Annotated in this window: 27 protein-coding genes and 1 pseudogene; 15 read left to right on the top strand and 13 right to left on the bottom strand. The window is 62.7% G+C overall.

The annotated features are described in order from the left end of the window. Positions 1–50: 50 nt before the first annotated feature. Positions 51–926, bottom strand: coding sequence for an undecaprenyl-diphosphate phosphatase (locus tag STRTUCAR8_RS24140; protein WP_006378977.1), 876 nt, complete (start codon positions 924–926; stop codon positions 51–53). A gap of 351 nt (positions 927–1,277) precedes the next feature. Between STRTUCAR8_RS24140 and STRTUCAR8_RS24135 the strand changes: the two genes are divergently transcribed. From STRTUCAR8_RS24135 to STRTUCAR8_RS24125, 3 genes are read left to right on the top strand one after another with little or no spacing between them, the layout of a single operon-like run. After that, a complete protein-coding gene (locus STRTUCAR8_RS24135; RefSeq protein WP_044472781.1) occupies positions 1,278–2,537 on the top strand; it encodes a Gfo/Idh/MocA family protein in 1,260 nt (419 codons plus the stop codon). Then, on the top strand, positions 2,534–3,469 hold the full coding sequence (locus tag STRTUCAR8_RS24130; protein ID WP_006379178.1) for a DUF6807 domain-containing protein: 936 nt from the start codon (positions 2,534–2,536) through the stop codon (positions 3,467–3,469). The genes STRTUCAR8_RS24135 and STRTUCAR8_RS24130 overlap by 4 nt, the downstream gene beginning before the upstream one ends. Continuing rightward, the gene (locus STRTUCAR8_RS24125) at positions 3,463–4,209 is read left to right on the top strand and encodes a cupin domain-containing protein (protein WP_006378587.1); all 747 of its coding nucleotides are present in this window, start codon (positions 3,463–3,465) and stop codon (positions 4,207–4,209) included. Before STRTUCAR8_RS24130 ends, STRTUCAR8_RS24125 begins: the two co-directional genes overlap by 7 nt. A gap of 11 nt (positions 4,210–4,220) precedes the next feature. Here STRTUCAR8_RS24125 and STRTUCAR8_RS24120 read toward each other — a convergent pair whose 3' ends face one another. Next, the gene (locus STRTUCAR8_RS24120; protein ID WP_044472780.1) at positions 4,221–5,006 is read right to left on the bottom strand and encodes a TVP38/TMEM64 family protein; all 786 of its coding nucleotides are present in this window, start codon (positions 5,004–5,006) and stop codon (positions 4,221–4,223) included. Positions 5,007–5,461: 455 nt separating this feature from the next. On the opposite strand from STRTUCAR8_RS24120, the pseudogene STRTUCAR8_RS24115 reads away from it, so the two are divergent. Then, positions 5,462–6,262: pseudogene (locus STRTUCAR8_RS24115) on the top strand (GTP-binding protein); the annotation flags it as partial. Positions 6,263–6,650: 388 nt separating this feature from the next. Beyond that, positions 6,651–7,082, top strand: a complete 432-nt coding sequence (locus tag STRTUCAR8_RS24110) for a hypothetical protein (protein ID WP_006378613.1) — start codon at positions 6,651–6,653, stop codon at positions 7,080–7,082. Between the two features lie 42 nt (positions 7,083–7,124). Here the strand turns inward: STRTUCAR8_RS24110 and STRTUCAR8_RS52635 are convergent, their stop codons facing one another. Both STRTUCAR8_RS52635 and STRTUCAR8_RS52630 read right to left on the bottom strand, forming a co-directional pair. After that, positions 7,125–8,372, bottom strand: a complete 1,248-nt coding sequence (locus tag STRTUCAR8_RS52635) for a hypothetical protein (protein WP_143666540.1) — start codon at positions 8,370–8,372, stop codon at positions 7,125–7,127. 171 nt (positions 8,373–8,543) lie between these two features. Beyond that, on the bottom strand, positions 8,544–8,681 hold the full coding sequence (locus STRTUCAR8_RS52630; RefSeq protein WP_158697424.1) for a hypothetical protein: 138 nt from the start codon (positions 8,679–8,681) through the stop codon (positions 8,544–8,546). Between the two features lie 263 nt (positions 8,682–8,944). Between STRTUCAR8_RS52630 and STRTUCAR8_RS24100 the strand changes: the two genes are divergently transcribed. The 6 genes from STRTUCAR8_RS24100 (at position 8,945) to STRTUCAR8_RS48390 (ending at position 13,674) form a co-directional block, all read left to right on the top strand. After that, a complete protein-coding gene (locus STRTUCAR8_RS24100) occupies positions 8,945–9,265 on the top strand; it encodes a hypothetical protein (RefSeq protein ID WP_006378854.1) in 321 nt (106 codons plus the stop codon). Next, entirely contained in the window at positions 9,265–9,522 is a 258-nt protein-coding gene (locus STRTUCAR8_RS24095) for a hypothetical protein (protein WP_044472779.1), read from the top strand. Before STRTUCAR8_RS24100 ends, STRTUCAR8_RS24095 begins: the two co-directional genes overlap by 1 nt. After that, complete coding sequence (locus tag STRTUCAR8_RS24090) at positions 9,519–11,663, top strand: type IV secretory system conjugative DNA transfer family protein (protein WP_044472778.1); 2,145 nt, start codon at positions 9,519–9,521, stop codon at positions 11,661–11,663. The genes STRTUCAR8_RS24095 and STRTUCAR8_RS24090 overlap by 4 nt, the downstream gene beginning before the upstream one ends. Positions 11,664–11,679: 16 nt before the next feature. Continuing rightward, positions 11,680–12,450, top strand: coding sequence for a replication-relaxation family protein (locus STRTUCAR8_RS56005; RefSeq protein ID WP_338399706.1), 771 nt, complete (start codon positions 11,680–11,682; stop codon positions 12,448–12,450). A 5-nt stretch (positions 12,451–12,455) separates the two neighbouring features. After that, the gene (locus STRTUCAR8_RS24080) at positions 12,456–12,713 is read left to right on the top strand and encodes a hypothetical protein (protein ID WP_044472776.1); all 258 of its coding nucleotides are present in this window, start codon (positions 12,456–12,458) and stop codon (positions 12,711–12,713) included. A 145-nt stretch (positions 12,714–12,858) separates the two neighbouring features. Then, on the top strand, positions 12,859–13,674 hold the full coding sequence (locus STRTUCAR8_RS48390) for a hypothetical protein (RefSeq protein ID WP_143666538.1): 816 nt from the start codon (positions 12,859–12,861) through the stop codon (positions 13,672–13,674). A gap of 267 nt (positions 13,675–13,941) precedes the next feature. Here the strand turns inward: STRTUCAR8_RS48390 and STRTUCAR8_RS52625 are convergent, their stop codons facing one another. The 5 genes from STRTUCAR8_RS52625 to STRTUCAR8_RS24055 all read right to left on the bottom strand — a co-directional run bounded on the left by STRTUCAR8_RS52625 (position 13,942) and on the right by STRTUCAR8_RS24055 (position 17,720). Beyond that, positions 13,942–14,484, bottom strand: coding sequence for a hypothetical protein (locus STRTUCAR8_RS52625; protein ID WP_143666537.1), 543 nt, complete (start codon positions 14,482–14,484; stop codon positions 13,942–13,944). 359 nt (positions 14,485–14,843) lie between these two features. Then, positions 14,844–15,269 carry a hypothetical protein gene (locus STRTUCAR8_RS52620; protein ID WP_143666536.1) on the bottom strand — a complete coding sequence of 142 codons (426 nt, stop codon included), beginning with the start codon at positions 15,267–15,269 and terminating at the stop codon, positions 14,844–14,846. Beyond that, positions 15,262–16,086, bottom strand: coding sequence for a ParA family protein (locus tag STRTUCAR8_RS50035; RefSeq protein WP_078507298.1), 825 nt, complete (start codon positions 16,084–16,086; stop codon positions 15,262–15,264). The genes STRTUCAR8_RS52620 and STRTUCAR8_RS50035 overlap by 8 nt, the downstream gene beginning before the upstream one ends. A gap of 815 nt (positions 16,087–16,901) precedes the next feature. Next, positions 16,902–17,261 carry a hypothetical protein gene (locus tag STRTUCAR8_RS24060; protein WP_044472774.1) on the bottom strand — a complete coding sequence of 120 codons (360 nt, stop codon included), beginning with the start codon at positions 17,259–17,261 and terminating at the stop codon, positions 16,902–16,904. Positions 17,262–17,303: 42 nt separating this feature from the next. Then, a complete protein-coding gene (locus tag STRTUCAR8_RS24055; RefSeq protein WP_006379076.1) occupies positions 17,304–17,720 on the bottom strand; it encodes an ATP-binding protein in 417 nt (138 codons plus the stop codon). Between the two features lie 351 nt (positions 17,721–18,071). Here STRTUCAR8_RS24055 and STRTUCAR8_RS24050 point away from each other — a divergent pair, with 351 nt between their 5' ends. Then, positions 18,072–19,514, top strand: coding sequence for an NsdA family TPR-like regulatory protein (locus tag STRTUCAR8_RS24050; protein ID WP_100247662.1), 1,443 nt, complete (start codon positions 18,072–18,074; stop codon positions 19,512–19,514). A 629-nt stretch (positions 19,515–20,143) separates the two neighbouring features. Here STRTUCAR8_RS24050 and STRTUCAR8_RS24045 read toward each other — a convergent pair. Continuing rightward, positions 20,144–20,965, bottom strand: a complete 822-nt coding sequence (locus STRTUCAR8_RS24045; protein ID WP_044472773.1) for an alpha/beta hydrolase — start codon at positions 20,963–20,965, stop codon at positions 20,144–20,146. Positions 20,966–21,169: 204 nt separating this feature from the next. Between STRTUCAR8_RS24045 and STRTUCAR8_RS24040 the strand changes: the two genes are divergently transcribed. Next, positions 21,170–22,048, top strand: a complete 879-nt coding sequence (locus STRTUCAR8_RS24040; RefSeq protein WP_006379167.1) for an SMODS domain-containing nucleotidyltransferase — start codon at positions 21,170–21,172, stop codon at positions 22,046–22,048. Beyond that, the gene (locus STRTUCAR8_RS24035) at positions 22,038–22,598 is read left to right on the top strand and encodes an SLATT domain-containing protein (protein WP_100247640.1); all 561 of its coding nucleotides are present in this window, start codon (positions 22,038–22,040) and stop codon (positions 22,596–22,598) included. Before STRTUCAR8_RS24040 ends, STRTUCAR8_RS24035 begins: the two co-directional genes overlap by 11 nt. 152 nt (positions 22,599–22,750) lie before the next feature. Here STRTUCAR8_RS24035 and STRTUCAR8_RS24030 read toward each other — a convergent pair whose 3' ends face one another. The 3 genes from STRTUCAR8_RS24030 to STRTUCAR8_RS24020 form a co-directional block, all read right to left on the bottom strand. Next, the gene (locus STRTUCAR8_RS24030) at positions 22,751–24,148 is read right to left on the bottom strand and encodes a HEPN domain-containing protein (protein ID WP_143666535.1); all 1,398 of its coding nucleotides are present in this window, start codon (positions 24,146–24,148) and stop codon (positions 22,751–22,753) included. 67 nt (positions 24,149–24,215) lie between these two features. Further along, a complete protein-coding gene (locus STRTUCAR8_RS24025; protein WP_006378938.1) occupies positions 24,216–24,944 on the bottom strand; it encodes a restriction endonuclease in 729 nt (242 codons plus the stop codon). A gap of 137 nt (positions 24,945–25,081) precedes the next feature. Further along, positions 25,082–26,302 (bottom strand): hypothetical protein, encoded by a 1,221-nt coding sequence (locus STRTUCAR8_RS24020; protein WP_006378651.1) that lies wholly within the window; start codon positions 26,300–26,302, stop codon positions 25,082–25,084. Between the two features lie 332 nt (positions 26,303–26,634). On the opposite strand from STRTUCAR8_RS24020, the gene STRTUCAR8_RS50030 reads away from it, so the two are divergent. Continuing rightward, complete coding sequence (locus STRTUCAR8_RS50030; RefSeq protein ID WP_044472771.1) at positions 26,635–26,964, top strand: histone-like nucleoid-structuring protein Lsr2; 330 nt, start codon at positions 26,635–26,637, stop codon at positions 26,962–26,964. Positions 26,965–26,993: the final 29 nt, after the last annotated feature.

The following is a 26,993-nucleotide window of genomic DNA, read 5'->3' as shown; positions in this document are numbered from 1 at the left end:
GCCATCAGGCGCTAGGAAATGCTAGATAGCGCTACCTGTGCGGCCCTGGTTCAGCCGCCGGATTCGCCCGCGTGGGGGCTCAGCACACCCGCGCTGACCAGCACAATCACCACCACACCGAGGGCGATGCGGTACCAGACGAAGGGCATGAAGCTCTTGTGGGAGATCCACTTCATGAACCATGCGATCACCGCGTAGCCGACCCCGAAGGCGATCACCGTCGCGAAGGCCGTCGGGCCCCAGGAGACATGGCCGCCCTCCGACGCGTCCTTGAGTTCGAACACGCCCGAGGCGAGCACGGCCGGCATGGCCAGCAGGAAGGAGTAACGGGCCGCCGCCTCACGGGTGTAGCCCATGAACAGGCCGCCACTGATGGTCGCGCCGGACCGGGAGACACCGGGGACCAGTGCCATCGCCTGGCACAGGCCGTAGATCAGACCGTCCCGTACGCCCAGGTCCTTCAGGCCCTTGCGTTCCTTGGCCGCCCGGTGCTTCCCGCCGGTCTCGTCGCGTGCCGCGAGCCGGTCGGCGACGCCGATGACGATGCCCATCACGATCAGCATCGTCGCGGTGATCCGCAGATCCCGGAACGGCCCCTCGATCTGGTCCTTGAGCGTGACCCCGAGGACGCCGATCGGAATCGAGCCGACGATCACCAGCCAGCCCATCTGGGCGTCGTGGTCGCTGCGCATCGCCTTGTTGGTGAGCGAGCGGAACCACGCCGAGAGGATCCGCGCGACGTCCTTGCGGAAGTAGATCAGCACCGCGGCTTCCGTACCCAGCTGGGTGATCGCCGTGAAGGCGGCACCCGGGTCCTTCCAGCCGGAGAACGCGGCCGTCAGGCGCAGATGCGCACTGGAGGAGACGGGAAGGAACTCGGTCAGCCCCTGGACGAGTCCGAGGATGAGGGATTCAAACCAAGACATGAAGTTACGTGGTCCAAGCGCTGATCGTGGAAGGGCCGACGGACACACCCGGCGCCGCGCGCGAACGCTCGAAGAACGGCGGAGATCAGGTGTGTTGGGGGCAGCCTAGCGGCCTCCGGCGACAAGCTGAGCACAGGGGGCGGAGTCAAGGGGTGGTAAAGGGCGGGGTTCGCCCGGTCGCCCGCCCCGCACCATCCACCCCGTGGACACTCCCGACGTGGTGTTGACCGGCCGCTTGGACGGAACATACGTTGCCAGCGAAGAGTAAGCGCTTGCTGCCCCCGGAGGTCCGGAGTCATCACGCGTTGGCCCACGTCAGGCATCGCGTCCGATGGAGCGTTGATCACGCACATGACCACACCCGCACCCCGTTCCGGCACGCCTTCCGGCACGTCTCCCGCCGCCCCTCCCGCAGGCCGCGTGCCACAGGACTCACCCGCTCCGCTCCCGCCGCTCACCGGCCGTCGTATCAGGGCCGCCGTCATCGGGGCGGGCGCCATCGGACGCGGGTCGCATCTGCCGGCGCTCGCCCAGCTGGCCGACGAGGGCGAGACAGAGGTCGTCGCCGCCGTCGACATCAACGCCGACGCGGTCGAGGCGTTCTGCGCGGAGAGCGGGATTCCGCACGCGTACACCGACCTGGAGCAGATGCTCCGGGAGCAGCGGCCCGACCTGGTCACCATCTGTACGCCGCCCACCCTGCACCGAGAGCAGACCGTGGCCGCGCTGCGCGCCGGGGCCTGGGTCTGGTGCGAGAAGCCGCCGGTGCCGACGCTCGCCGACTTCGACGCCATCGAGGCGGAGGAGGGGCTCGGGGGCGGACCGTACGCCTCGATCGTCTTCCAGCACCGCTTCGGCTCCGCCTCCACCCATGTACGGCGGCTGCTCGGCGACGGGGTCCTGGGCCGGCCGCTCGTGGCGCACTGCCAGACCACCTGGTACCGCGACACCGCCTACTACGCCGTGCCCTGGCGCGGACGCTGGCAGACCGAGGGCGGCGGGCCCGCCATGGGCCACGGCATCCACCAGATGGATCTGCTGCTCGATCTGCTCGGGCCGTGGAGCGAGGTGCGGGGGATGGCCGGACGGCTCGTCCACGACGTCGAGACCGAGGACGTCTCCACGGCGCTCGTCCGGTTCGCGAACGGCGCGCTGGGGACCGTCGTCAACAGCGTGCTCAGCCCCGACGAGGTCAGCCGTATCCGCATCGACTGCGAGCGCGCCACCGTCGAGCTCACCCATCTGTACGGGCACTCCAACGCCGACTGGACCATCACCCCGGCGCCGGACGTGCCGGAGGCCGAGGTCACCGCCTGGCGGGACTTCGGGGCGGACGTGCCCAGTTCGCACCTCGCGCAGCTGCGCGAACTGGTCGCCAGCATGCGCGCCGGCGAACGGCCGCGCAGCAGCGGGGCGGACGGACGGACCAGCCTGGAACTGATCACCGCGCTGTACAAGTCCGCCTTCACGGACACCACCGTCAAGGCGGGCGACATCGGGCCCGGCGACCCCTACTACGCCGCGCTGCACGGCGGTGCGCCCGGCTGGGCGCCCGTGACCGGCGACGATGGTGCCCTGTCCGGTTCCGCTACCGAGGAGGCGTCCGCGTGACCACGTCCGAGGACCTGCGCGTCGTCCACGCGCACGGTGACCGCATCACCGTGACCGAACCCGTCACCGGGGTCGAGCTGTTCAGCTACGTGTACGGGGCGGAGGCGGCCTGGGAGTCGCCCAAGCCGTATCTGCACCCGATCCGGACGCTCGCCGGAAACGTTGTCACCGACTACCGGCCCAACGACCACCGCTGGCACAAGGGCCTCCAGCTGACGGCCTCGCACCTGTCCGGGGCGAACCTGTGGGGCGGCAACTCGTACGTCCACGGCGAGGGATATCTCGCCCTCCCCGAGCGCGTCGGCTCGATGGCCCACGTCGGCTTCGACGAGGTCGCATCGAGCGCGGGCCGGGTCGTCATCGTGGAGCGGCTCACCTGGCACCCGTACAGCGGGGAGCTGTGGGCGCAGGAGTCGCGCCGGGTCGAGGTGCACGACGTCGATCCGGAGGCGGGTTCCTGGGCGCTGACCTGGACGAGCGCGATCACCAACCGGCGCGACGAGCCGCTGCTCTTCGGCAGCCCGACCACCGCCGGGCGCGAGGCGGCCGGCTACACCGGCCTGTTCTGGCGAGGCCCGCGCGCCTTCCGGGACGGGCGCATCCTCGGCCCCGACGCCGAGGGGCCCGGGCTGATGGGCGCGCAGACGCCGTGGCTGGCCTACTCCGGCGAGTTCGACGGCGCCGACGGCCATGCCACGCTGGTCTTCGCACACGCGCCCGAGAACGACCATCTGGGGGCCGAGGGCGCTCACCCCGCCCACTGGTTCGTGCGCAACGAGCCGTTCGCCGCCGTCGCCCCCTCCTGGGCCTTCTACGACGAACTGGAGCTCCCGCCCGGCGACACGCTCACCCGCCGCTACCGGATCGTCGTCGCCGACGGGGAGTGGGAGCGCGAAGGCGTCGCCAAGTACCTGGAGGAGCATTCGTGGTGAGCGCGGCACCCGGCCCGGCACCCGGCGCGGCGGCCTTCGCCGGGCTGCCCGGCGGCGTCGCCGTCTCGCACCTGTCCGTCTACGACTGGCCGGCCGTCGACGGGGTGTGCGGCGGAACTCCCCATATGCACCTGACGTGTTCGGAGGCGTACGTCGTCACGGGCGGGCGGGGAGCGGTGCAGACGCTCACGACGTCCGGGTACGAGGTGACGCCGCTCGCGCCCGGCACGGTCGCCTGGTTCACGCCGGGCACCATCCACCGGCTGGTCAACGAGGACGAGCTGCGCATCACCGTCCTCATGCAGAACAGCGGGCTGCCGGAGGCGGGCGACGCCGTGCTCACCCTGCCGCCGCGGTACCTGACCGACCCGGAGACGTACGCCGCCGCGACCGTGATCCCGGCCGACGCGCCCGTCGCCGAGCAGGAGCGGGTCGCCCGGGCCCGCCGCGACCTCGCCCTGGAGGGGTACCGCGTGCTTCGGGACGCTGAGGGGCCTCAGGCGCTGGCCGCCTTCCACGAGGCGGCGGCAGCTCTCGTACGGCCCCGGCTCGCCGACTGGCGCGAGCGCTGGCGGCGCGGCGCCGAGGCGGCGGCCACGGCGACGGGCGCCCAGCTCGCCCGGCTGGAACGGGGCGACACGTCCCATCTCGCGCAGGCCGTCGTACGGGCCGAACAGCCATCGGCGCACGGGAAGTTCGGGATGTGCGGGCGGCTGGACGTGTACCGGGGCACGCTTTGAGTCGAGTGGGATCAGTGTCCGCGCAGGTGGTGGCGCTTGCGCCAGGCGACCACGGCGCCCGCCACGGCCGGTACGGCGATGAAGGCCATCGCGATCAGGAAGGCGGGGGAGGTCGGCGACGAGGCGCGGGCCCCCGCGACGACGTACGCGGCGGTGTTCGGGACTGATCCGAGTGCCGTCGCGAGCAGGAACGGCAGCCAGCCCATGCGGGAGACGGCGGCGCAGTAGTTGGCGGCCCAGAAGGGCACCCCGGGAAACAGTCTCGCCGCCATCATGGAACGGAAGCCGTGCCGGCTGAGCTGGCCGTCCGCCGCCTGGAGCCAGCGGGCGCGCAGCAGGGGGCGCAGGGCGTCCTGGCCGAGGACGCGGCCCAGGCCGAAGGCGAGTCCGGCGCCAAGGACCGTCCCCCCGAGCGCTGCGGCGAGGCCGAGCTGGGAACCGAACAGCGCGCCGGCCGCGAGGTTCAGCAGCGGACGCGGCACGAACGCCACGGTGCACAGTCCGTACGCCGCTCCGAAGAGCACCGCCGCCGCGGCCCCGCCGACCTGGGGCGGCCAGCCGTCGGCGAGCAGCCGCTGGGGCTCGAAGAGCACGACGCACGACGCCGCGGCGCCGAGCAGAAGAACAAGGAGCGACAGCCGCGACCACGGCGAGAGCACTGCTCTCGTGCAGCGCGCGGCGAGGCCGCCTGGCGGGGCTACGACGATCACGGCAGGGGAGAGCGGGGAGAGCTCCGAGGCGATGGCCGGGGGAGTGGCCGTGGCGGTGCCCCCAGAGCGGGTGGTGGCATCGAGCATTCGGCGAGATTATCCGAGGAGTGTGTGTGATCGCCGTATGGTGCGTCTCAACGAGGGAACAACCGGGCACACGACCGGCGCGCCAGGTGACACGTGCCTCCGTACCCTGCGGAAACACCACGCCGTGACATGCGCCACTGCTGTGGGCGTTCCCGCGCTCGCGAAGCCTCCGTCGCCGGAAAACCATTCGACGTGCGGTGACGCGTCGGCGATGATCGGCCTCATGTTCCGGTACGCCTTCCACCTCGCAGCGTCCGCAGTCGCGGATGCCCCGAAGGCTGCCGTCCCGATCCTTGTGGCCGCAGTCGACGGCGCTCGAAGCTGACCCTTCCCGGATCGTCCGGCGGACCCCGTAGGGGGAGGGTCGGCGAACTTCCTCGGGGTCCCCGTCCCGGCCGAGTTCTCCGCGCCGGGACCTTCACTCAGTACCGCTGAAGAGGCTTCGAGGTACCGCCATGTCCAAGACGGCTTACATCCGCACGAAACCGCATCTCAACATCGGCACGATGGGTCATGTCGACCACGGGAAGACTACCCTGACCGCCGCCATCACCAAGGTGCTCGCCGAGCGCGGCTCCGGCACGTTCGTCCCGTTCGACCGGATCGACCGCGCCCCGGAGGAGGCCGCGCGGGGCATCACCATCAACATCGCGCACGTGGAGTACGAGACCGACACCCGGCACTACGCGCACGTGGACATGCCGGGTCACGCCGACTACGTCAAGAACATGGTCACCGGGGCCGCGCAGCTCGACGGGGCGATCCTCGTCGTCTCCGCGCTCGACGGGATCATGCCGCAGACGGCCGAACACGTCCTGCTGGCCCGTCAGGTGGGCGTCGACCACATCGTGGTCGCCATCAACAAGGCCGACGCCGTCGGCGACGGCGAGGACACGGTGCTGACGGACCTCGTGGAGCTGGAGGTCCGCGAACTCCTCAGCGCGCAGGGCTACGGCGGCGACACGGTACCCGTCGTACGGGTGTCGGGGCTGAAGGCGCTCGAAGGCGACCCACGCTGGACGGCGTCGATCGACGCGCTGCTCGACGCCGTGGACACCTATGTGCCCATCCCCGAGCGTTACGTGGACGCGCCGTTCCTGTTGCCGGTGGAGAACGTGCTCACCATCACCGGCCGGGGGACGGTGGTCACGGGCGCGGTCGAGCGCGGCACCGTACGGGTCGGCGACCGGATCGAGGTGCTCGGCGCGGACGTGGAGACCGTCGTCACCGGCGTGGAGACCTTCGGCAACGCCATGGTTAGCGTATCCACCCCGTAGCGGGGGCGCACCGCCCCGAGCACTCCTCTTCTCCTTTGCCCTGGTCATGGGCTAGATCGTTCGCCTGCAACGCTCCTGATGGGCCGTCACATACGCTCACCAGGCAGCAACCTCCCGCCGGACGGTCCACCCTGTCGGAACGGTGCCGCCGGACGGCCAGCCGCCGCCGCGCCCCGTTGCAACTCCAGCGCACTACTCCGTGAAGCCGCCGGAGAAGGTAGCGCCAACTGCTGCCACGCAAAGCGCTATTGCTTGTATAACTTTGTTGTTCATGAGATAAAAGCTGATTCATGCCGCGCCCCTGCTGGGGGATAGGGGTGCGGTCTGGATACAGAAGCCAGGCCCGAACAAGCGGAGGCTTGGCACCTTGAGTGAATCAGAACGAGTAGTACCCGGCACCAAGGCGGGCGTCAACCACCCCGAGCGCCCGGGCGACTTCTACACCCTCGCGGACTTCTTCGCCTGCATCGAGCACAACCACCGGCTTTCACCGAAGTCTCTGGCCTTTGACGTGCAGGCCGAGCTTCTAGGGCTAGATAGCCAAGGTCTCGTGCGCGTGCATGTCGTCCCGACAGCTATACGGGTGACGCATAACCCGGCCCATGCGAAGCCGGAAGCCTTCTTCAACGTCCCCGAGTACGAATTTGAAGGATGGCTCTCGGGTGACTACCCGGAAAAGGTGTGGGTCATCGGGTGGCTCGGCACGGACGATTCCGGCCAACTGACGGAAGCCATCTTCTACCGCCTCAAGCCCAGCCAAGAGCTGGGTACACTCCCAACCTTCCCCGAACATGGGTGAAGTGGCCTTCAAAGCCGATAGGCCGCAGCGTCAGCTGCGGCCTTAGCCATCTTCAGGGTCTGGAACATAGAAGAAGTATACCTTCGCCCCGATACAGTAATTGCGCGGTGGGTTGTTAAAGTGCGCCACACGCTCACCTGCATCCGAGGGCTGGATTGCCCCACTCCCGATGTTCCACGGATGGCGTTGGGGAAACTCTTGGAGCCACAGCGCACCACCTAGAATGCTGCTGACCTCGCACGTCACCTTGATGGAAAACCTAGAGATGTTCTCACGAGGTCGCGCCCAGAGTTCCAGTCCGCCATACCAAGCCTCCAACCCCGTTTCCTTATCCGTGAGAGGTTCTTCAACGGGCCGCAGGAGATTGTGCGGTGGGTAGGAGACGACGTATTCATACTTGAGTTCTTGCCCAGCTTTAAGCCCGGGGTCGAACTCCACCCATAGTGTCGGCTCTGTTTGGTCCATACGGGACGCCGGAGCGCACCCCTGTATCGGTTGATAGAGGGCTGGGAGGTTGGCGCTTGTTATCTTCCGGTGTCGATAGACGGAGGGGTAATCGGTAAGGGGTGGCTGTTCAAACCACTGACGACGGATATTGGGCCTCCAGTTCTCATAGCTCCCACCCCAGGGGAGGAGGTAGCTCGGAAAATCTGTAAACCCGCCGCAGTCAACGCTGAGAGCTGTAGCGGTGCATTTTACGATGGCCTTGCCGATGCGGACCTTATAGGGCCCCTCGCTATCCTCTACGATTACATACTCAATATCTACGCTCTCAAAAGCTACGTGGTCTATCTCCCCGTCAACATCCGACCTGTGAAGATGAGTATCCGTGAGCTGCTTCGCCAAAATTGTTATTAGGTCTAGCTCCGGCCCCGCCTTCGGTGAGCGAAATGTTTTGATCCCGCCGTCAATTCCAAGAATCTCCATCACTTGCTTCCTGCGAACCTCCGGCACCTGATTGCCAAACACGTGCGGCTCATTGAGCAGGATACGCAATGCATTACGCACATGGTTTGGCGTGACCGCCAATGTTTCTTTTCCTTGGCCCACCCGTATCGGGTAGGCAGGCTCGTGGGTTGGGGCTCGAATCTCGTCTATTGCTTGCGAAACCGCCTTGCGAACGGCTCCAGCAAGTGTCGCGCCTGAGCTGCTTCGATCGAGGAGTGACGCAACTTGACTGAGCTCCAAGAGAGGGCACCCACGTAGGTCGAGTTCCTTGAGGCCGCCGATTGCGCTCACTGCGCTCATGAGCGCCTTGGTGATCTTCTGTACCTCGTCGTCGTAAGGCATAACGCGCGCCCCCTACCTGCGCTTTCCACCCCGTTGCCATCTACTCGCTTGCGACGGGCTGATCGTGGTTCCGAGCATCCCAGGAAGGGTGCTGACCCGGAAGACGATCGGAAGGAAGCAACCCAGATGAGCCCAAGTGAAGGCCACTACGTGGACGAGTGGGAGCGTGGCCTACTCGGTGCGCTGCACGACCTCACGGAACAGGTAGGCGGACGCCATCAGTTCGTCAGGGTCGTGATTGGTGCCGACCCCGTGGCGCTCGGCTACTTGCGCGAGATCGAGGAGTTGTACGCCCGGCTTTGCCGCCACGTGTCGAGCGGGTGGAGCCGGAGCCGTACCCACGACTGACACGGCCAATGAGCCGGAGTGAGTCGCTGCCGGCGCGGCAGCGCCGAGGGGAGAAGTGTTGGAAGAAGACGCAACCGACTGGGCCGATGACGAAACCAGCTGGGAGGAATACCAGCTGGAGCAAACCATAAAGGCCAGAGCCAGGTTCGAGCAGTACATCAGCGAGCGCCAACGTAGCGGCGCCAATCAGTGGAATGCCTACCTAAAGAGAAGGAAGGAAGCCAGTGAGCATCGAGCCGTACCAAGGACAGAACTACGACCTCATTCCGATGACGGAGGGAGCAAGCTACAAGGAGATACGCGCCCTTGAGCGCACTGCTCGTCAAGCCATCTTCATGATCAGGCTGGAGGCGGCGGTCAAAGCCCTGCGCCTGGACGTAAGTTACCGCCTTCACATGGAAGTGGCCGAGAAGCACATCGAGTTCGGGGAGTACATCACCGGGAAGATCATCAAGAACGACAACCCCATGGTGCGCGGGAAGCTAGTGGATCTCTTCGATAACTGGGAGCTCAACGCCAAACGCATCATCAACGGGGGGTTCTGATGTCGGAGCTTGGAGTGCTGGGGTTCTGCGTCATCACGCCCTTGGTGATCCTGCTATGCGGCGGCATCAGCCAGTGGCTGGACGACAATGGGTTCAACGACGAGAAGCACGCGGACGCCGAAGCTGAGAAAAAACTGAGGTGGGCGCGCGACTACGCCGTCGAGGACATAGTCAAAAGTGAAGAGCGAGTCCGCAGTCAGCTCGCCGATCTGGAGCGCGAAACCAAAGCAAAAATCGATCGTATTATGGGGGAGTGATTCTAGGTTGGTTCGACATAGCTATCACCCTGAGCGGCCTCCTCGTTGTAGGTCTTTTCATCGTGAGGCTTTGGGGGCAACGTCAGTTGGACACTAGCCACGTCACGTATCAACTCACCTTCCCGCGTGAGCTCAAGCACGATGATGCCGCTCTGCTCTTCACGTCGCTGCGGGGGCTATACCGCCCCGTGCAACGTGTCGGCGAACCCTTTGGGCGCAACACCATCGCGTTCGAGGTTCTGGCTACCCATACGGGTATTCACTACCTGCTCAGCTTCCCGCCGAACATGGCTGACATAGTGCGCGGCCACCTCACCGGCGTCATACCGGGTATCCGGGTCGAGGAGGTGGCCCAGCAGCCGCGACGGTGGAACTACGCCATCGAGCTTGCTCGCCATGACGTTGTGGTGGAAGACGAGAAGGGCGTCATCAAAGAGGTGAACCCCGATCCGAAGCTCATCCCGGTGTTGCTACGCAGCCTCACGGACTTGCACGAGAACGAAGCCGTCATCGTGCAGTTCGTCATGACGCCCATCGGCAACGTCATCGACCCCAAGGAAGACTCTGCCTTCTGGGTAGTGGGTCGGCTGGCGGCGTCTGGTCATGACGTTCGGGCCAAGTCCCTCATCCGGCGGACACTCACCGCCTACAGCGGCTTGCAAGTGTTCCAGGCGCGCAAACTCCGCGCGGAGTGGACGACCCGAGTCAACCACCGATCGGCCCCAACTATCAGATGGCCGGGACAACTCAAGGCGCACACGCTGGCAGTGGTGTGTGCGCTTCCCATCGGCTCGCCTCAAGTACCGGGACTCTCTCTAGGCCAGAGCCGTAGGTTGGCAGCCGGCCGAGACATGCCGCGGAACGGCATTCGGGTCGGAGTAAGTAACTACCCGGGCGACGCCCGCGACCTGACGATGACTGTAGATGCCCTCACACGCCATATGCATGTCGTAGGAGCCACGCGAAGCGGCAAGACGACCGTACTAGAGCATCTGTTTCTACAAGCAGCCCAGAACGGCTCTGGTGGCGTTTTCATAGACCCACATGGTGATGCAGCGAACAACATAGTAGATCGCATCCCCCAGCATCGCCTCAACGACGTGGTGTGGTTCAACCCGGCGGACAGTAGCCGCTCGATCTCGCTCAACGTCCTCGCTGGCGACCCGCACATGGTGATGGAACAAGTGCTGGCCGTCTTCGACAAGCTGTACGACCTTCACCGCTTGCCTCAGACTGCCGACGTGTTGCGCTCAAGCGTTCTCACCCTGGCGCAAGCAGGTATGACACTCATGGATATACCGATGCTGCTGGGAGTAGACGCAGCATCCAACAACTTCCGAGAAGGTCTAACGCGCCGCGAAACAGACCCGGCGCAAAAGAGGTTCTGGCAGTGGTACAACGGCCAGTCTCAGGCTCGCCAACTCGACGTGACCGCACCCGTGTTGCGGCGGCTACGTGCCTTTGAAGTCCGGCCCAACCTTCGCGCTTGCCTTGGGCAAGCCGGTAGCGGCCTTGACCTTGAGAGCATTATTCGTCAACGTAAAATCCTGATCGTCTCGCTCAGCAAAGGCCAACTCGGCGATGAAACCTCCCGCCTGTTTGGCTCGTTGCTCGTCACGAAGCTATGGCAAGCGATCCAGGGCCGCAGTGCCATTCCGGTACAGGAGCGCTCCCCCTTCCCTGTCTTCATCGACGAGTTCCAGAATTACATCAACATCCCCACCAACTTCGCCGATGCCCTCTCCGAGTCGAGTAAGTATGGCGTGGGGTTTGTCCTGGCGCACCAGTACATGACCCAGCTTTCCCCCAACATCCGTGAGTCCATCATGCCCAATACCCGCTCTAAAATCGTGTTCGGCTGCTCGGCCAATGACGCCCTTGTCATTGCTCGGGAGTTGGCTTGCGAACTCACCGCTGCCGACTTCCAGACCCTCGACAAGTATGAGGTAGTCGTGAAGATGGACGGTGGCCCGGCGGCGACGGCTCAAACCTTCCCACCCACTCCAGCGCTGGGAACCAGGCAAGTAGCCATTGAGAAGTCGCATAGCCGATACGGCCGCAGCATTAAGGAAGTGCTCAGCGACCAGGAGAGTAGGCAGGGCCAGGCGGTCACCCCGGCGGCCCCGGAGGTGGCTTGGTGAGTGTCTGGATCGCTGTATGGGTCGGTGTATGGATCGCCAGACACCTCGTAGGGTCGCTGGCCTCCATGGACGCGCGCGAAAACGGCCGGACTGGGGGCCTCTGGTGACCCCTCATCCCCCACTCTCCCCCCGCCATCAATCCATCGTTCAAACCGTCCTCGATCATCACCAAGTCACCACCAGCCAAATAACCAGACTCCACTTCTACCGGGACGGCACCGACCGTTCCCGCCCTACTCGGGTGCAACGCACTCTGAGAAGCCTGGTACTAAGGGGCGCCATAAAGCGGATGCCGGGCGTTCGTTGGGTTGGCGGTTTTGAAGGTGGCAGCGGCAGTTACGTCTACATACCGCCGACGAGCGCGGCCCGTTCCCGGCGGATGCACACGCACGACATCGTTGAACTCCGGGTGCAACTCGCCATGGCGCAGCACGATGGATTGTGCGGCCCGGTGGTCTTCCATCCGGAAGAGCAAGCCGCTTTGAGGGTCGGCATGACGCCCCTCCGCCCCGATGCCCGCGTGCAAATCCGGCTCGGCGACAACCTACGCGATTGCTTCATTGAGGTGGACGAGGGTAGCGAGTGGGGCCAGAAGATTCCCGCCAAACTCCGGGCCTACTCCGACGCGCGCCAGCAATGGACACAGGGCAGATTTCCGGCAGTTGTGTTTGTCGTGCCAGACGAAGCCCGAGCGAGCTACATCCAACGAAAGGTTGCCGAGCATGGCGACACCGAATTGTTCCGCATCACCCAACTCGACGAGGCCGCAAGGTACCTCACCACGTAGGAGGCATGTTGCAAGAAGTGCTGATTGAAGACGTCGTGCAGCAACTTAGCTTGTTGTACGGCAGAGCAACCGATCTGAGGGCGGCTTATTTCGACTACGCAACAACCGTACGAGGAGCAGTAGCGCTTGCCGCAGACGGCACAGATGGCCAACTGCACGACATAAACCAGCAGATCGGAATGCTTGAGCTAGCGATTGGTGCAGTCATCGCTGAGCTCGCCAGCTTGAAGCAGCAGCAAGAAGAGGAACACGAGCGCGGCTAAACGTATCTGATCCAAAGGAGTTGGACGCAACTGACACAATGTCACGATTTTAGTATGCTCAACATGCGGCCGAGAGAAGGGAAACCTAATGGCTGACTCTCCGCCTGGCCGCACTTGGGCGCGGCTAGGTTTTGGTGTTGGAATCGTGGCCTCAATTGCCGCGAACGTCGCCCACAGCTACCTCAAGCCCGCCCGCGCGGCGGCAACTTGGACGCCAGAAGGTGGGGCCATAGTCGCGGCGGCATTCTGGCCCGTGGCGCTCCTGATTTCCATTGAAGTTATCTCACGTGTCCACTGGCCGGATGGTTGGCTCTGGAAACTCCTGCGGCACGGTGGCCTAACTGCCGTTGCCGGGATTGCCGCGATCATCAGCTACCGCCACATGTCGGCGCTCCTGGCGTCGTACGGGGAGGACGCTGTGAGCGCGGCAATCGGGCCCCTGGCCGTCGATGGCTTCATGGCCGTCTGCTCTGGTGCTTTGCTCGCCATCGGGCACGCTCAGGCGCGGCAGGCGGCCCATGATCGGGTGCCGGAGGTTGCCGCCCACGGGCCCCCGGCGGAGCATGATCCAATGCCGCCGCCGACCGTGGCCCCAGCGGCATTGGATCACGAGGAAGTAGCGGAGTCAGAGCAAGATCCACTGCCGATCGGCGGTACTGACTCCACCCAGGAGCCGGAGAAGGCGCAAGATCACTCGGCGGCAATCCCGCAGCCGGCGGACAACTCACCCGGCATTCAGTGGCACCGTACCGGCCCCAAACAGCGCCGCCCGCACGCCACTGGGCGGCAGGATGAAGCTGTGCGGGCCTACCTGCACAGCGTCGAGAAGGGCAACCCACTCACCGGCAAGGAGCTGGGGACGCTGTTCGGCCGAGGAGAACGATGGGGCCGCGACCGCATCGCTGAGGCTAAACCGTCGCCGAAGCCCGAGGAAGAGAAGCAAGCAGCCGCCGCCTCGTAAGAGGTTGTGGCACCGGCCCCGCTCACCCAGAGCGGGGTTTCGCTCGTCCTGGCGGGGAGTGAGTAGTCAGCCGGCGGCGCTACTCCTGGCCGCCGCGGGGGTACTGACTCGGCTGGAGCGAGGGCAGAAGCGCCGCAGCAACAGGCCCAAGGGGGCGGGCTTGTAGGGGCACCCTGTGTTGACAAAGAGCGTTGTTTATTGTCTCGCCCGTCTTCCCTTACAAGCCGTCTTGCATCGGGGAGGGTAGGAACGAGGGTACGTGCGAACCTATGCGGCGTGTGGAGCAGTCCCCTGCTCTCTCAGGCACAACCAAGCGAAGTACTTACCTTTGTGCTTGCCGTTTTCCCGGGCCATGTCCGCCCAGCGTTCGACGTTAACGCCCTTCCAGGCTTGTTTGTAGATGAAGCCGTTTACCGCTACCCCGAGCTTGCGGGCAACCCGCTCGACGGTTTCCGTGACTTTGGCGAGCTTGGATAGGTAGTCGAGGGTGCGTTCCCATTTCGCTACAGAGGCAGCGGCGGCAAACCATCTGTCCGGCTTATCCTTTGTCCGGGCGATCTCGGCGAGCTTCAGTAGCTTGCTGAGGTGGCCCTCCCTGATGAGCATCCGATACCGGCGAGCTTTAGCTAATCGCATCGACTCCCAGCCGCTATTGAGGCCGTCAAACTGTGCCGGTAGTTCTATAGAAGAACTGTTGGTTTTAGCAACCAATTCTTCTATAGAACGGAGGTCGGGTCGGATGCCCGCTTTGTCGCGTACCGCGTTGAGGGCCGCTTGGCGTTGTTGTAGGACTGCACTTGCACTATTCATGTCGTCTCCCTTTTGGGCGCACCTAAGAAGCCTACTTGCAGGCTGGTGCTCGTTGATTTGCTTCATCAGACGACGGCGTACCGCGCGGAGTTGCCGCCCCAAAACTCGGGCCAGAACAGAGAAAGGCCCCGATTACTCGGGGCCTTTGGCGTACGACTTGTAGTTATACATCAAGTTTAACACCCTGCCCGGATGAGTCAATACCCTTTAAGTTGTTGAGGGGGTTTGCCATTCAGGACACGAAAGCCACCGAGTTTTGGTAGCTAGCGTGCGAAATAACTACAAGACGTACGCTAGCCTTGCAACCAGCATAATAGTAATGGTTACAACAATCAATAGCGGTTTAGCTTGGGTGGAGCTCAGGATTTCCCCTTTTTGTTCGAGTGGTGACGCTTAACGTACTCCTCTAGGGCTTGGTCGATGATCTGCCATGGCTTGCGGTTCTCCCAGTAAGCCATATCTCCCAGCTGAGTGTGGCGGGATGGATACATCGCTGATGTTCGCGTAATGAGCTTCTCTGTCTTATTAACCTCGGTGATGAATGGCAGGCGACCACCCTCGACACTTGTTTTATTAGAGCTCCCTGGTGCCTCTACTGGGGTGGTCTGCTCCCGAGCCGTCGCCGCACTCTTACCGGCTTCTACGGAAGGCTCAGTTTGCTTAGGTTCGCCCGGTGTGACTACCGCGTCACTCTTAGGCTTCGGTTTGGCGAATGGGTCAAAGTCTATGACTGGCACCGGTTTGACGCCCGAGCCGCGCAACTTTTTGTAAGCCGATTTATCCATTAATGAATGCCTCCGCGAGTTGCATGTACGGCCGCGTAGCATCATCTGATGGTCGAGCTACGATCGCGGGCACCCCGTTATTATTTGCCCAGTTGTAGAGCGTCCTGCGCGGCACGCGAAAGGGGTAGATGTGTCCCTCGTACTGCTTCATGTCGTCCATTGATTCTTTCGAGAAGAGCGTGTTATCCGTCATCGTGAATAGGATGCCGTGGATCGTGAGGTTTGGGTTGGATTTGAGCTGCACATCTCGGGCCGTCTTGAAGGCATGAATTAGACCGTCATCGTTGAACGCGCCCATTTCGTAAGGGATGAGCATGTCATCGCCAGCCGACAGCGCCGCGAGTGTTAACGGGCCAGGGTTAGGAGCCGTGTCGATGATGATGTAGTCATAGGATGTCTCGTAAAATCGCAGGAGGTTGGCTATGCTCTGCATAGTGTCTACGGGTTCATCACCCATACCAAGTTGAGCTAGAGCCGTCTGAACAGCCATGCCCATCTCGGTGTTGCCTAGCTTCTCGTGAGAAGGCAATACATCTAGCGACCGACCTTGGGCATACTCGCTCCACGCTCTTGTTACGACAGCGTCCTTAAGGTTGGTCGCTTTCGCAGCGAGGATGTCTCTGACGGTTAGAATTATTTCGTCGCGACTGACACCCATGGCGCGGGTTGCGTTGCCCTGTGAATCGAGATCGACTAACAGCACTCTCTTACCAAGAAGCATCAACGCACCGGCTAGATTCACGGCCGTTGTGGTCTTGCCCGAACCTCCCTTGCGGATGGCTACTACTATCTTTCTTGCAATTGCTGCTGCCGTCATGTGTGCCTGCGGTTACTTACTCTCCAATTGTAGTGGCAATAAATAAATAGATCAATAAATAGCCATTTAGATAACTAGTTAACTATTTAGTTATTTATTTAAATAGTTATTGCACTATTTATTTATTGAGCGCACAATGGAGAAGTAAGAAGAGCACTCGACTATGCAATCCGAAACCGAATTACTCAACGCCTGCAAAGCCTTCGTCACGGAACGAACGGGCCTCAATCTTTACGCCTGCCGCGCCACGAGCCCCGGGGCGTGGCTGCAACTGGCGGCCCGCCTTGTGGCTAGCGACGAGCAGGCGCGGCGCACTCGTACAACAGCTCAGCGGCTTCGCCGGTACCACAGACGGCCGTACTAGCCCAGGCACAAATAGAACCCGCCCGAGAGCGTCACAACAGCTCTCGGGCGGGTTCGTTAGGGGAGGGGACTGCTACAGGAGCAAAGGGCGATGCCCTCCTCTCTCAACTAGCGGGAAGCACAGGTATGCCGTCCCTCGGAATGCTTGCGGTAGCGCAGCCAGCTGCACCACGCAGGCCGGTGGGCGCGGGGGCGCGGACTCGGCGGGAGTTGCAGCAATTGAAGCGGCCACGCCTGGCGGCCGGTTTCCACCCAATGGCGTTGCTGCATACGGAAGATGCAGAGATGGCAGGCGTACAACGGCATGGGCTTGCCGTAGGAAGTGACGTCGCCAACGTGGGCCACGGGTATGCCGCTTTGGTCGCAGCGGAAGCACACACCGCGAAACCAATTGAAGTGTTGCCATACGGGTGTGGGGGTCATATGGGGGACTCGCTTGGGGTAGGTTCCGCTTAGCTCGGGCCGGCTGATGCCTCTTCGCTGGTCAACTCCGTTGGCACGCACACCTCGTGGAGTTCCGCTCGTGAGTCCAGGGTGACGGCTTCGCGGATGACTAACTCGGCTATCGGGTGGCTGGCAATGCTCTTCATTGAAGGCACCAATAAGTGTTCCGCTCCGTGTCCCTGGATCAGGCGCACTAATCGGCCGAGCGGCATAACGCTTTCGGAGCTCAACTCAATCTGGCACAGCTCATAGCCACGCTCGTCGGCGTAGTCGCGGAATTGCTGCTCTTGCGCCGCGACTTGGGCGGCGGATGCCTCTGGATCTAGCGGTATGTACGCTATGGCGAGCGGCTTAAATGGCGCGGACATGAGCGGCCCTTCTCGTTGCGGTGTGGGTTGGGGTGGGTCGCTCTAGTCGAGCGCCATAACACACCAGACGACCTTTCCGCCGGTTGGCGGTAGGTAGTAACCCCACTCCTTCGAGATGGTGTCCACGATGAACAACCCGCGTCCGCCCAACTCCGTGGGGTCGGAATTGCCCTCGCTTATGGGCGGGCGGGTGTCCGGGTCGGCCACCTCAACAATGAGGTGGGTATCGCGGTGCCGAAGCGTCAGCGTTGCCGGAGGAGGGGAAGGCTCGTCGTCCGGCGGCGCGGCGTGTTTCACCGCATTCGTTACGAGTTCAGAAACAGCTAGGGCGGTCGCGTCGATGTGGTCGCCGGGCACGCTCCACGCACTCAGTACGTCGCGGGTGTGTCTGCGCGCCCAGCGGACGGCTTGCGACTGCGCGGCCAACTCCAGCTGGCTAACGAAGCGTTCCAGGGTCATTGCGGTGCTCCCTTGCTGTGTCGCTTGGTGGAGAAGCACGCCAATGAGCTTGGGCGAGTTGGACGTAGAGAAGTCATGGCGCTGCCGCATGAGCGGATATGCGCGGGATGCATGGACAGTCGGACGCCCGGCATCTAGCGTCTATAGGCTTGGCGCGTGCGCCAGTCGAGGGGAAGCCACGGGAGCGCGAGGTACCACATGACCAGGCAAGACGCGCGGTACTGCTCCTGCGGCACGCGCCTAGCGCGGGACAACTCCGGTGACCTGTGCGCGGTTTGCCTGCGTCGGGAACGGGCGCTGGAAGTGCTCAACCCGCCCGCCGTGCCGCCGGAGTTCTGGCAACACCCCACCATGCGCGAGGCACTCGAAAGCTGGCACATCGGCCATGTGTTCTACGCATACCGGCTTCATCCGTGGCATGGCCGCGCAGTTTCTCAGGAGTCCATGGCAACGTGGCTCGACCTGAACCAGGCGCAACTAAGCCGGATCGAGAGCGGCAAAGCGCCACAAGACCTCGCCAAACTCATGAGATGGGCGCATAGGCTCGGGATTCCGGGCGACCTACTGTGGTTCAAGCTGCCCAGCCGTCGCCAGCCACTCCCGACCAAGACCGTAGAAGCGGCGGCTCCGCCGAGGAGTGAGAAGCCCGCCGGCGCGCTTCTCCCGGTCGTAGTTAATGGCCGCACCGTCCTGGTGCCGGTGGACGTAGACGCTATTGCGGCGAGCGGTTTGGGCAGCGCACTCGGTTCCCTGGCGGACAGTTCCGCCGCCGTGCCTGCCACAGAACGAGGCTTCATGAGCCCCCTCAACCGCCGAGACCTTCTCAAGGGCGGCATTGCTGCCGCCGCACTACCCGGACTTGGACTCGACGAGCTGCACCACGTTGCGTCCGCCCTGAGTGACGCGCGGCGCTACCTCGACGGCCCGATGGTGGACTACTTCCGCCGCCAGCTCGACCAGGCGAAGCGCGACGATGGCGCGCTTGGCCCCAAGAAGACGTTGCCGGTCGTGCTCGGCCTGCTCGGCGCGATTGAAAGCAGCGCGCGCGACGTGAAGCCGCAGGTTCGCCGCGACCTACTCACCGTGGGCGCGGAAGGCGCGGAGTTTGTTGGCTGGCTGTACCGCGACATCCAAGAGCCCACTACGGCCGTCTTCTGGTACGACCGCGCCATGGAGTGGGCGCAGGAAGCGGGCAACGCTCCCATGCAGGGGTATGTACTCCTGAAGAAGTCACAGATGGCGTACGACGAACGTGATGCGCTGCGCATGCTCACCCTCGCCCAGGCCGCCAGCCATGAGCGGTGGCAGTTGCCGGTACGTGTCCGGGCCGAGGTGACGCAGCAAGAAGCACTCGGCCGCGCCATGCTGGGCGACCCGCTCGACGTGGTGCGCGCAGGACTCGACACAGCCGAGCAACTGTTGGGCGCGGCTACAGAAGACGATGGGGACGGGTTGGGCGCGTACTTCACCGGGCACACCCGGCTGTTGCGCGACGCTATTACGTTCACCGAGGCGGGGAAGCCGAGCACCGCGGCCGTCATGTTCTCGGACGTCATAAGCGCGGGGGCGCTGTCCAACCGGGATACCGGCTTCTTCAACGCGCGGCGGGCGGCGGCGTTGGCGCTCAGCGGTGAGCCGGACGAGGCGGCCCGAGTAGGGAAGTCGTCGGCGGAAGTCGCCCACGACATGAAGTCGGAGCGGACAGTGCGGGTGCTGGGCGAAGTACTCCAGACCCTCGACCGTTGGCGCACCCGTCCGGCGGTGCGGGAGTTCCGTGAGGCTCTGTCGGCATGAACTGACCTTGTTGGTTGGGGGACCAATGAACGTCGATGACTGGTCAGCGATATCGAGCGTTGCGTCAGTGGTATTGGCGTTGGCGGCGATTGCTATCGCCGTACGGGCTCACCAGACGGAGCATCGGCGATCCAGATTTGAGACCGCTCGGAGCCTGCTCCAAGAACTCAACTCTGGTGAGACGGTGGCTGTCCGCCACAATATGGCACGACTCCACTACGGTCACCAACACGAACAGACTCCTGATTTGAGCGATCCAAGCGAGGTGCGCTTGCACTTCGGCGCCTACTACACGATGTTGTGGTGTTTCGAGAGAATCGAAGCAGGGCGAACGTCTCTCGTTGCAGGTCGCCGTCGCTACGGTCGTGATCCAGTCATCCAGTACCTAGACAGCCGATTGGCATGGCATGTTGCCGAGTTCGCCTGCGCATTCTCAACGGCCCGCGCACGGCTGGCGGCAACAGCGACCGATGGGACGGTCAAGGATAGGGATTCGGTTCAAGGATTTCTTCGGTTACTGTCGGCGCTCCAGCAACGTGGGCTAGTCGCCGAGGTGTTTGCGTCGGCTTCCTGCCCGGGGATCGAGGTCTGTCCGTGTGAATGCCACCTGTAGTCGGCATCGCAGGCTATTAAGACGCGCCGGCCCCGAGCCACTGACTCACCGTCTGGATGACGAAAGCTTGGTACTCCTGGCTCTTGGGGTCTTTGTATGTGGGGTCGTCGTGCACCGCGAAGCCGTGTTGTGAGCCCTCCACCGGCACCAACTCACATGGTGCGTTGAAACGCGCTACGGCTTCGCTGGACGACGAGAAGGGGACGAGGGTGTCAGCGGTGCCGTGCACGATGAGAGTGGGTGCCTGCACCTCTCCCAGGGCCTCATGAGGGCGTAGCCAGAACACCTCGTTCATGATGGGCCGCCCATGGCGCAACGTCGGGGTGAACCGGATGGCACCCTTCTCGTCCAGTTCGCGCGCCGCTTCCTCGCTGATGCTGTCGTCGTGCCAGTACTCCCGGCTGTCGATGGTGCGCTTCTTGTAGTCGAGCTGGGGATTGAAGAGCACGAGGTGTTGCACGTCCGCGGGACGCTTGGCGGCGTAGTAGGCGCACACGCCACCCCCGAAGCTCGCACCGAGGAGCGTTACCTTCTCGGCGGCCGTGGCCTCCCGCAGGTAGGTGAGGGTGGCGCGGATGTCGTTGAGGATCGTCGAGAGGGTGAGCTCTTCTTGACGGCCGTCGCTGTCGCCATGGCCACGTAGGTCGAACCGAAGGGAAGCGATACCGGCTTCACCGAGTGCGTTGGCCAGCCGGGTGAAGAAGCCGCCTTCCTCCCGGGTGACGCCGCCACCGTGGACGAGGAGTACCGCCTGAGTCGCCGGTTGTGGTGGACGAACCAGGGTGCCCGCCAGGTGTAGGCCGTCCAGAGTACGAACCGTCACGCTGTCTGCTGCCATGGTGGGAAGCGTAGTGAGCGGGGGACAGTGCCGACAGTAGGCGCTCACAGTACGGGCACCAATGGCGTGCAGGCGTGGGCGTGGGCAGCTATCTCTTTAGGAGGCACAGGAAAAGCCCTCGACCGAGGGCTTTCCGCTTCTGCTTTGAACGTCCATACTCGCGGTGTACAATGCGGACGAGTTATAGGCAGGAGAAGCCGAAGAATGGCGACGGGCCCACGGTTCGATAGATTCCTTGACAAGATCAGGGTTACAACGACTGACCTCAACGACGCCAACACGAAGGTTGCAGGCGTTGCAGGGAAGCTGCATAGTCACTACTACGGCACGGCCTATGACGGGTCTACCAAGCTGCTGATTGGCTCGTACGGCAAGCAAACCCAGGTTCGGCCACCTCGTGACGTAGACATCCTATTTCTGATGCCCTACAGCGAGTACGCGCGGTATAACTCGTATATCGGCAACGGCCAATCGGCGCTTCTTCAAGCGGTTAAGGCCGTTCTCCAGCAGAGATACCCCACTACTGACAAAATTCGTGGAGATGGGCAGGTCGTAGTTGTCCCGTTCTCAGGCGGACACACGGTCGAGGTACTTCCTGCGTGGTCGGCAAGTAACGATAAATTCCTGATCCCGAACACGCACGATGGTGGCAGCTGGAAGACAGTAGACCATTTCGCCGAGTTTGCCAACATCGAGGCCTCCGATACCGCGAGTGGCGGCGACACCCGAAATCTCATCAAAATGATGAAGGTGTGGCAGGCGTACTGCACGGTACCTATCAAGTCGCTGGTGCTTGAGCTCAGAGCAGTCAACTTCCTTGCGAGTTGGGAGTATCGAGCAAAAGGAAGCACATACTACGACTGGATGGTGAGAGACTTCTTGGGGTCACTCATCGAGTACGCGAACGGGCAATGCAAGATTCCCGGCATTGATGAGAAGTGCCAGTACGGAGATGCATGGCTGAGCAAAGCGCAGACTGCGTACGCCCGTGCGCGCAAGGCGTGCGAGTACGAGGCCTCGGACATGCCTTATAGCGCCACCGAAGAGTGGCAGAAGATCTTTGGAAGCCAGTATGTCGGGTAATCAAGCGCCGGAGAGCGTAAACGTCCAGGTGATCCGGGAGAGTTTTGGCCGAGTAGTATACTCGCATAAAACTCATGAGAAGGCGCGAGAGATGGCGTCGGCTAGAGCTGTAGCGGTGAAGTGGGTGAATATTGCACTCACGACGCTGACGTCGGCATCCATCCTCAGCACGGTTATCACCGACCAAAAGGTGCTCCTTTATGTGAGCAGCGGCCTGGCCGGTCTCGCTCTCGCTTTCACCATCTTTCAACTGAGTTTCGACCCGGCCAAAGAGGCCGAGCGGCACCGTAGCGCCGCTAACGAGCTCTGGTATGTGCGAGAGAAGTATGTTCACCTGTTGAGTGACATCGCCACCGACCCTACTTCGGTAGACGTCGTGCGTCGCCGCGATGAGCTGATGGAAGAGCTCAAATCCATCTACAAACTTGCTCCTGATACTACTAGCCGGGCATACCGGAGAGCACAAAAGGCTCTCCAGATCCACGAGGACATGACGTTCACCAACGAGGAGATCAACCGCTTTTTGCCGGATAGTCTGCGCGTGGACTAATGCGCTAGAAAAGCGCTGTACCCAACTCAATCCCGTTCGCCCATATACCCGTCAATCCAGCGGGAGAGAGCTGGGCACGTCGTCGGAAGCTGGCGAGTGAGTACCGCCGCCGGCGCCTACTCACTCCGCGCGATGCACTGTGCGGGGCAGGACTACTCCTCGGCGTCGCCAACCAGACCGAGCGCCATACGAGTGAAGGTCTCGGCAGTAGGGAAGCCACCGTGCACGGCTTGCATCAACCCGCGCTGAGCTAGTTCTCGGGCAGTCTTGCGGGTCGCCTGGATCTCCTCGGCCGTCGGGTACTTGCCGCCATGCACCAGACGGCTACGCATGGTGTAGAGCCCATTGAGTGCCTTACTCATCGCTTGGCGCTCGCTCGGCCCATCGGTGAGGTAATACGCGCCATGGAGCCGGAAGCGGTAACTCAGCTCGCTATGCCGGGCGTTGGCGTCGTACGGCAGTAGCAACGATTCCAGCGCGATGGTGAAGTCGAGTACGGCGTCAGTGTCGTTGGTGCGGGCGACGCCCGAACAGAAGCGGTGCAAGGCCAAGTCGTGGGTGGACTTGGGCTGGTCGATGTTCCACCGATCCAAACACCGTGCCGTGGCGGTTACACCTGTGAATACCTCCGGCGTCAGTACCCGCCAACTCGGCGGTGTGCCAGGGAGTCCGAGGGGCGGTAGGCCCGCGCCCATACTGAACCACTTCGGCACTCCCTCGACTCTGGCGGAGTGCCCAGCCAGCTCGAAGCCGTACAACTGAAGTGCGGCCATGATGCTGCGGACTCGGCGGGGCAAGGCAATCGGCATCTGCTCGTTGCGGGGGTGCTCCGCGTCGTACTCCAGCACGACGAGCGGTGGCGCATGGAGTAGAACCATCAGCGACCTAGTGCCCCACTCCTCCATGTGGTCGCCCTGCTCGGCCGCTGACAAACGGCGGATAGTAACGTCCTCCCACTCAAGGGGTGCATCGCCCGAGGTCTGAATGTCGATGCCAGCGAGCGGCACCGACACCCGGTACGAAGCGGCTTCGGTGGTAGCTACTCGCACAACCTCATTAGCAAACCACTTGGCATGCTGCGGCTCGGCCTGGTCGAGACGGGGGAGTGCTTGCATGTGCTCCAGGAGCGCAGGCAAGAGTACGACCTCACGCGCCCATCGCACGGGTTCCTCATCGCGGTTCGCTGACTCCAGCCCCCGCAGTAGGGGACTCAACGGCCAAGCGCCGTGCGGGAAATAGATGCGGTTCCGTAGCAGCGTATTTCCTTCTAGCGCAAGCAGGCTGGCCGCACATTCATCCGCATTGTGTACCAGCTCATTGCCCAGAAGCGGTGCGGCCGGTTCGATTGCCTTCCCGCGGAGGCGGAGAATGTTCTCCTCTTCCGTGGGGCGCTGAATTTCCCAGCCGTAGCTTTCTCCGCTCCGTATCACGTGCGTGCGGGGTTGGGTAAAGGTAAGAGGCACTCCTGCCTCGGCCAGCTTGGTTGTGGCCGCTTTGCACGCGTCGAGGAAGAGGGTGGTTAGCTTCTCCCTTACCAGGGTTGTCGTCATGGGCGGAGTCTACGTCTATGCCCTATATGGGCACAACGGGTTTGTTTATGGCCCTATTTGCTGCGTTCTACGTGTCGAGGAAGTCCCACTCTTCACCGAGCACCCAGCGGAGCGCCGACAGCTTCCCGTTTATCATCCCCCACTCGAAATCGCTATACGGGCCGAGGTTCTCTTTGCCGTACTTCGCTTCCATCTCCCGGTATGCTGCGCGCATTTTGGTGATGAGCTCGGGAGAAAAGCTCTTGTCACCGGCGGCGAGCCGTTCCTCCAACACCATCTTCCGGTTGTACCAAACTCGGTCGAAGAACTCTTGCTCGGCTTCGATGATCTCGGTCTCTGTGCGCCGTTCCGACCGTAGGTGCCGCATGATGAATTCGTCGCGGCCCTCAAGTAGGCGCTCCAGATTGGGGCGCTCCCAATAGCGCACACGGAACGGTGGACGGTTGTTGGTCTCGTACGACTTCAGGAAGTCTTTGCAGGGGTTCGAGAGGTAGTTACTCGCGATGATGAGCGCGACGTCGGCGCGCTCCGCCGTCGCCCATGAGAGTAGCCCCGTGATTTTGTCCGGCGGGATGCCTCGTTGGTAGTGCTTGCAATCCACAAACCAGGTCTCGAAATAGTGGCGGCCGTCCACGTCCTCGCGGGGGAGTTGCGCCACGATGTCACGGCCGGAGTCGCTGGGGCTGGCCGCCAAGCCGGTACCCTTACGCCAATCCAGGTTTACGAATCCCAGCTCGCCCATGAGTGCAAAGCAGAACTCCTCGAACTGGGTGTCGTCCATGTCGTCGTAGGGCATGTCCGTCATCATGTGCGCAGCGTAGCGAGTGGATACCGAGGCTGTCAGTGGCTTCTATGTAGTAGGTAGGGGAGAGGGGCGGGCGACCGCCGCCGGCACCAACCTACTCATGCTGGGCATCCGAGAGGGTTGGCGCGTCACTCCTGCTCGCGCATGGAGGGATGCTCGTCCAGCCAACCAATGATGGCCCGTCGACAAACGCGCTGGGCTTCACTGGAGAGCTGGTATTCGTAAGACGGCTTTGGAGTGTGCCAGCCCAAACCGACCTCCTCATCGGCGCTCAATAGTGATGTGCCATGGGTTAGGTCGGAGCGCTTCTGGTACAGCAGCTTTCGGGCCTTCTTCTCGTCTTCATCGTGCTCATTCCGCACTGGAGCGTAGCGGTCGATGAAACGCCTAAAGTAGGCCGTCGGCCCCTCCAGGTGAGCCTTGCACTCAGTGCAACGCTCTCGATGAGGCGGGTACTTGAGCATGGCTTCAACGCCCTGCACGAGAGATTGGAAGTAGGCGGACTTGGAGATGTCCCATACCTCCCGCGCGTGGTGGAGCCAGTAGGCGGCACGAAGCAGACGCGTACGGTCCTCGCCGTCGAGCTGCATGAAGGTATCGAGCTTCTGCTCAAGGTCTTGAGGCACTACCAACACTGTGTCTGCACTCACACCGCCGGGCATAGCCGCCACCATCTCGATGGTGGGAAGGTCGCCCTGCGGCGACAGCTCGTCGGCGTACCCCTCAAAGTTGGGGATGAAGTAGGTCTCTTGTGCCCAGACGGAGCGCATGGCCCCGGGTGTTGCGTCCAGCATCCAGTGCTTACGTGAGTTGATGGGCGGCACGGTAAGCCCAGGGATGAGGAGAGAGAGCAATAGGGCAAGCTGTCGCGGCTCCTGCAACGCGCGCATGTTCCTCAACTGCCAGTCAGCGGAGCCGTTGAACGCCACCTCGAAGACGAGGGGGTGTTCGCCCATCACCATCTGAGGCCGGGGTGCTTCATCCGGAGCACGCCGAATCAGGAGCTTGTCCCGGTATCGCCAGTAGCCCTCTGTGGGCACGTGTGCGAACAGAACCATGCGGTGGACGAGGGAAGCCGCCGGAGCCAGCAGTGTTGCCTTCACCTTCTGCTCGATCTGAGTGAAGACCTCCTCGGTGAGGCTGGGCCCCGGAGCGATGGCCCGCAGGCCGCCCTTCTTGAAGTAGTGCAGTGTCAGAGCGGGAGAGTCCTCGCGCGGGAAGTCCACTTGTAGCTCAGAAGTGAATTGCGACTGCTGTACGACGTTGGCAATAGCCCACGCCAACTCATGGGGGTCAACGGCGCGCATACCCAGCCGCCGTTCGACCTCCTGTTGGCTCAGTCTTTTCATGGGCGGGAGTGTACGGCGGCGTGCCATCTAGGCACAACGGGTTTGTTAGTGAGTTTGCCGTGGAGGGATTGAACGTAACAGGGGAGCGCGTCGCACAATAACTATTTGGCGGCATGTGAGGCTAGAGCGCTCGCCGGCACCTACTTACTCTTGCCAAGCCCTTGAGTTAGTGGTGAAGCCGGGTTTGGGTTCCGGCGTTTTTGTATTGCTACGCCAGCGCCCGCGGTGGCAGTCAAGAGCAAAATTGCGACCGCTTGACTAAAGTTGTTAATAGTTCAAAATTAATCATGCACCACGTCCGAAGTAAGTAGGCACCTTTTGAAGGGCTACCCGTGGGCAAGCGACTGATCAGCTTCGACGACCTCGACCAAAAGAGCGAGGCCGCCGAAAACATCACCTGGGGTCTGGATGGCGAGTGGTTTGAGATAGACCTCTCCGAGGTCAATGCCACCAAGTTCCGAAACGCCCTCGAACCGTACAGGAACGCTTCTCGCCCCACCTCTGCGCCGCGCAAGCCGCGCAATGGAGATGATTCCCTGGCTATTCGCGAGTGGGCGATCCGTAACGGGCACGTCGTAAGCGATAAGGGCCCGATACCGGCCAACGTGCGCCAGGCGTACGAGAAGGCGCAAGCAACAAACGGCGGTACTGCCACCAAGTAACAAGGCCGCTGCTTCATCAAAGTTGGCCG

This window comes from Streptomyces turgidiscabies Car8 (assembly GCF_000331005.1).
Taxonomy (GTDB): Bacteria; Actinomycetota; Actinomycetes; order Streptomycetales; family Streptomycetaceae; genus Streptomyces; species Streptomyces turgidiscabies.
Note: the sequence above shows the minus strand (reverse complement) of the source record. Positions and strands in the feature narration are given on the sequence as shown.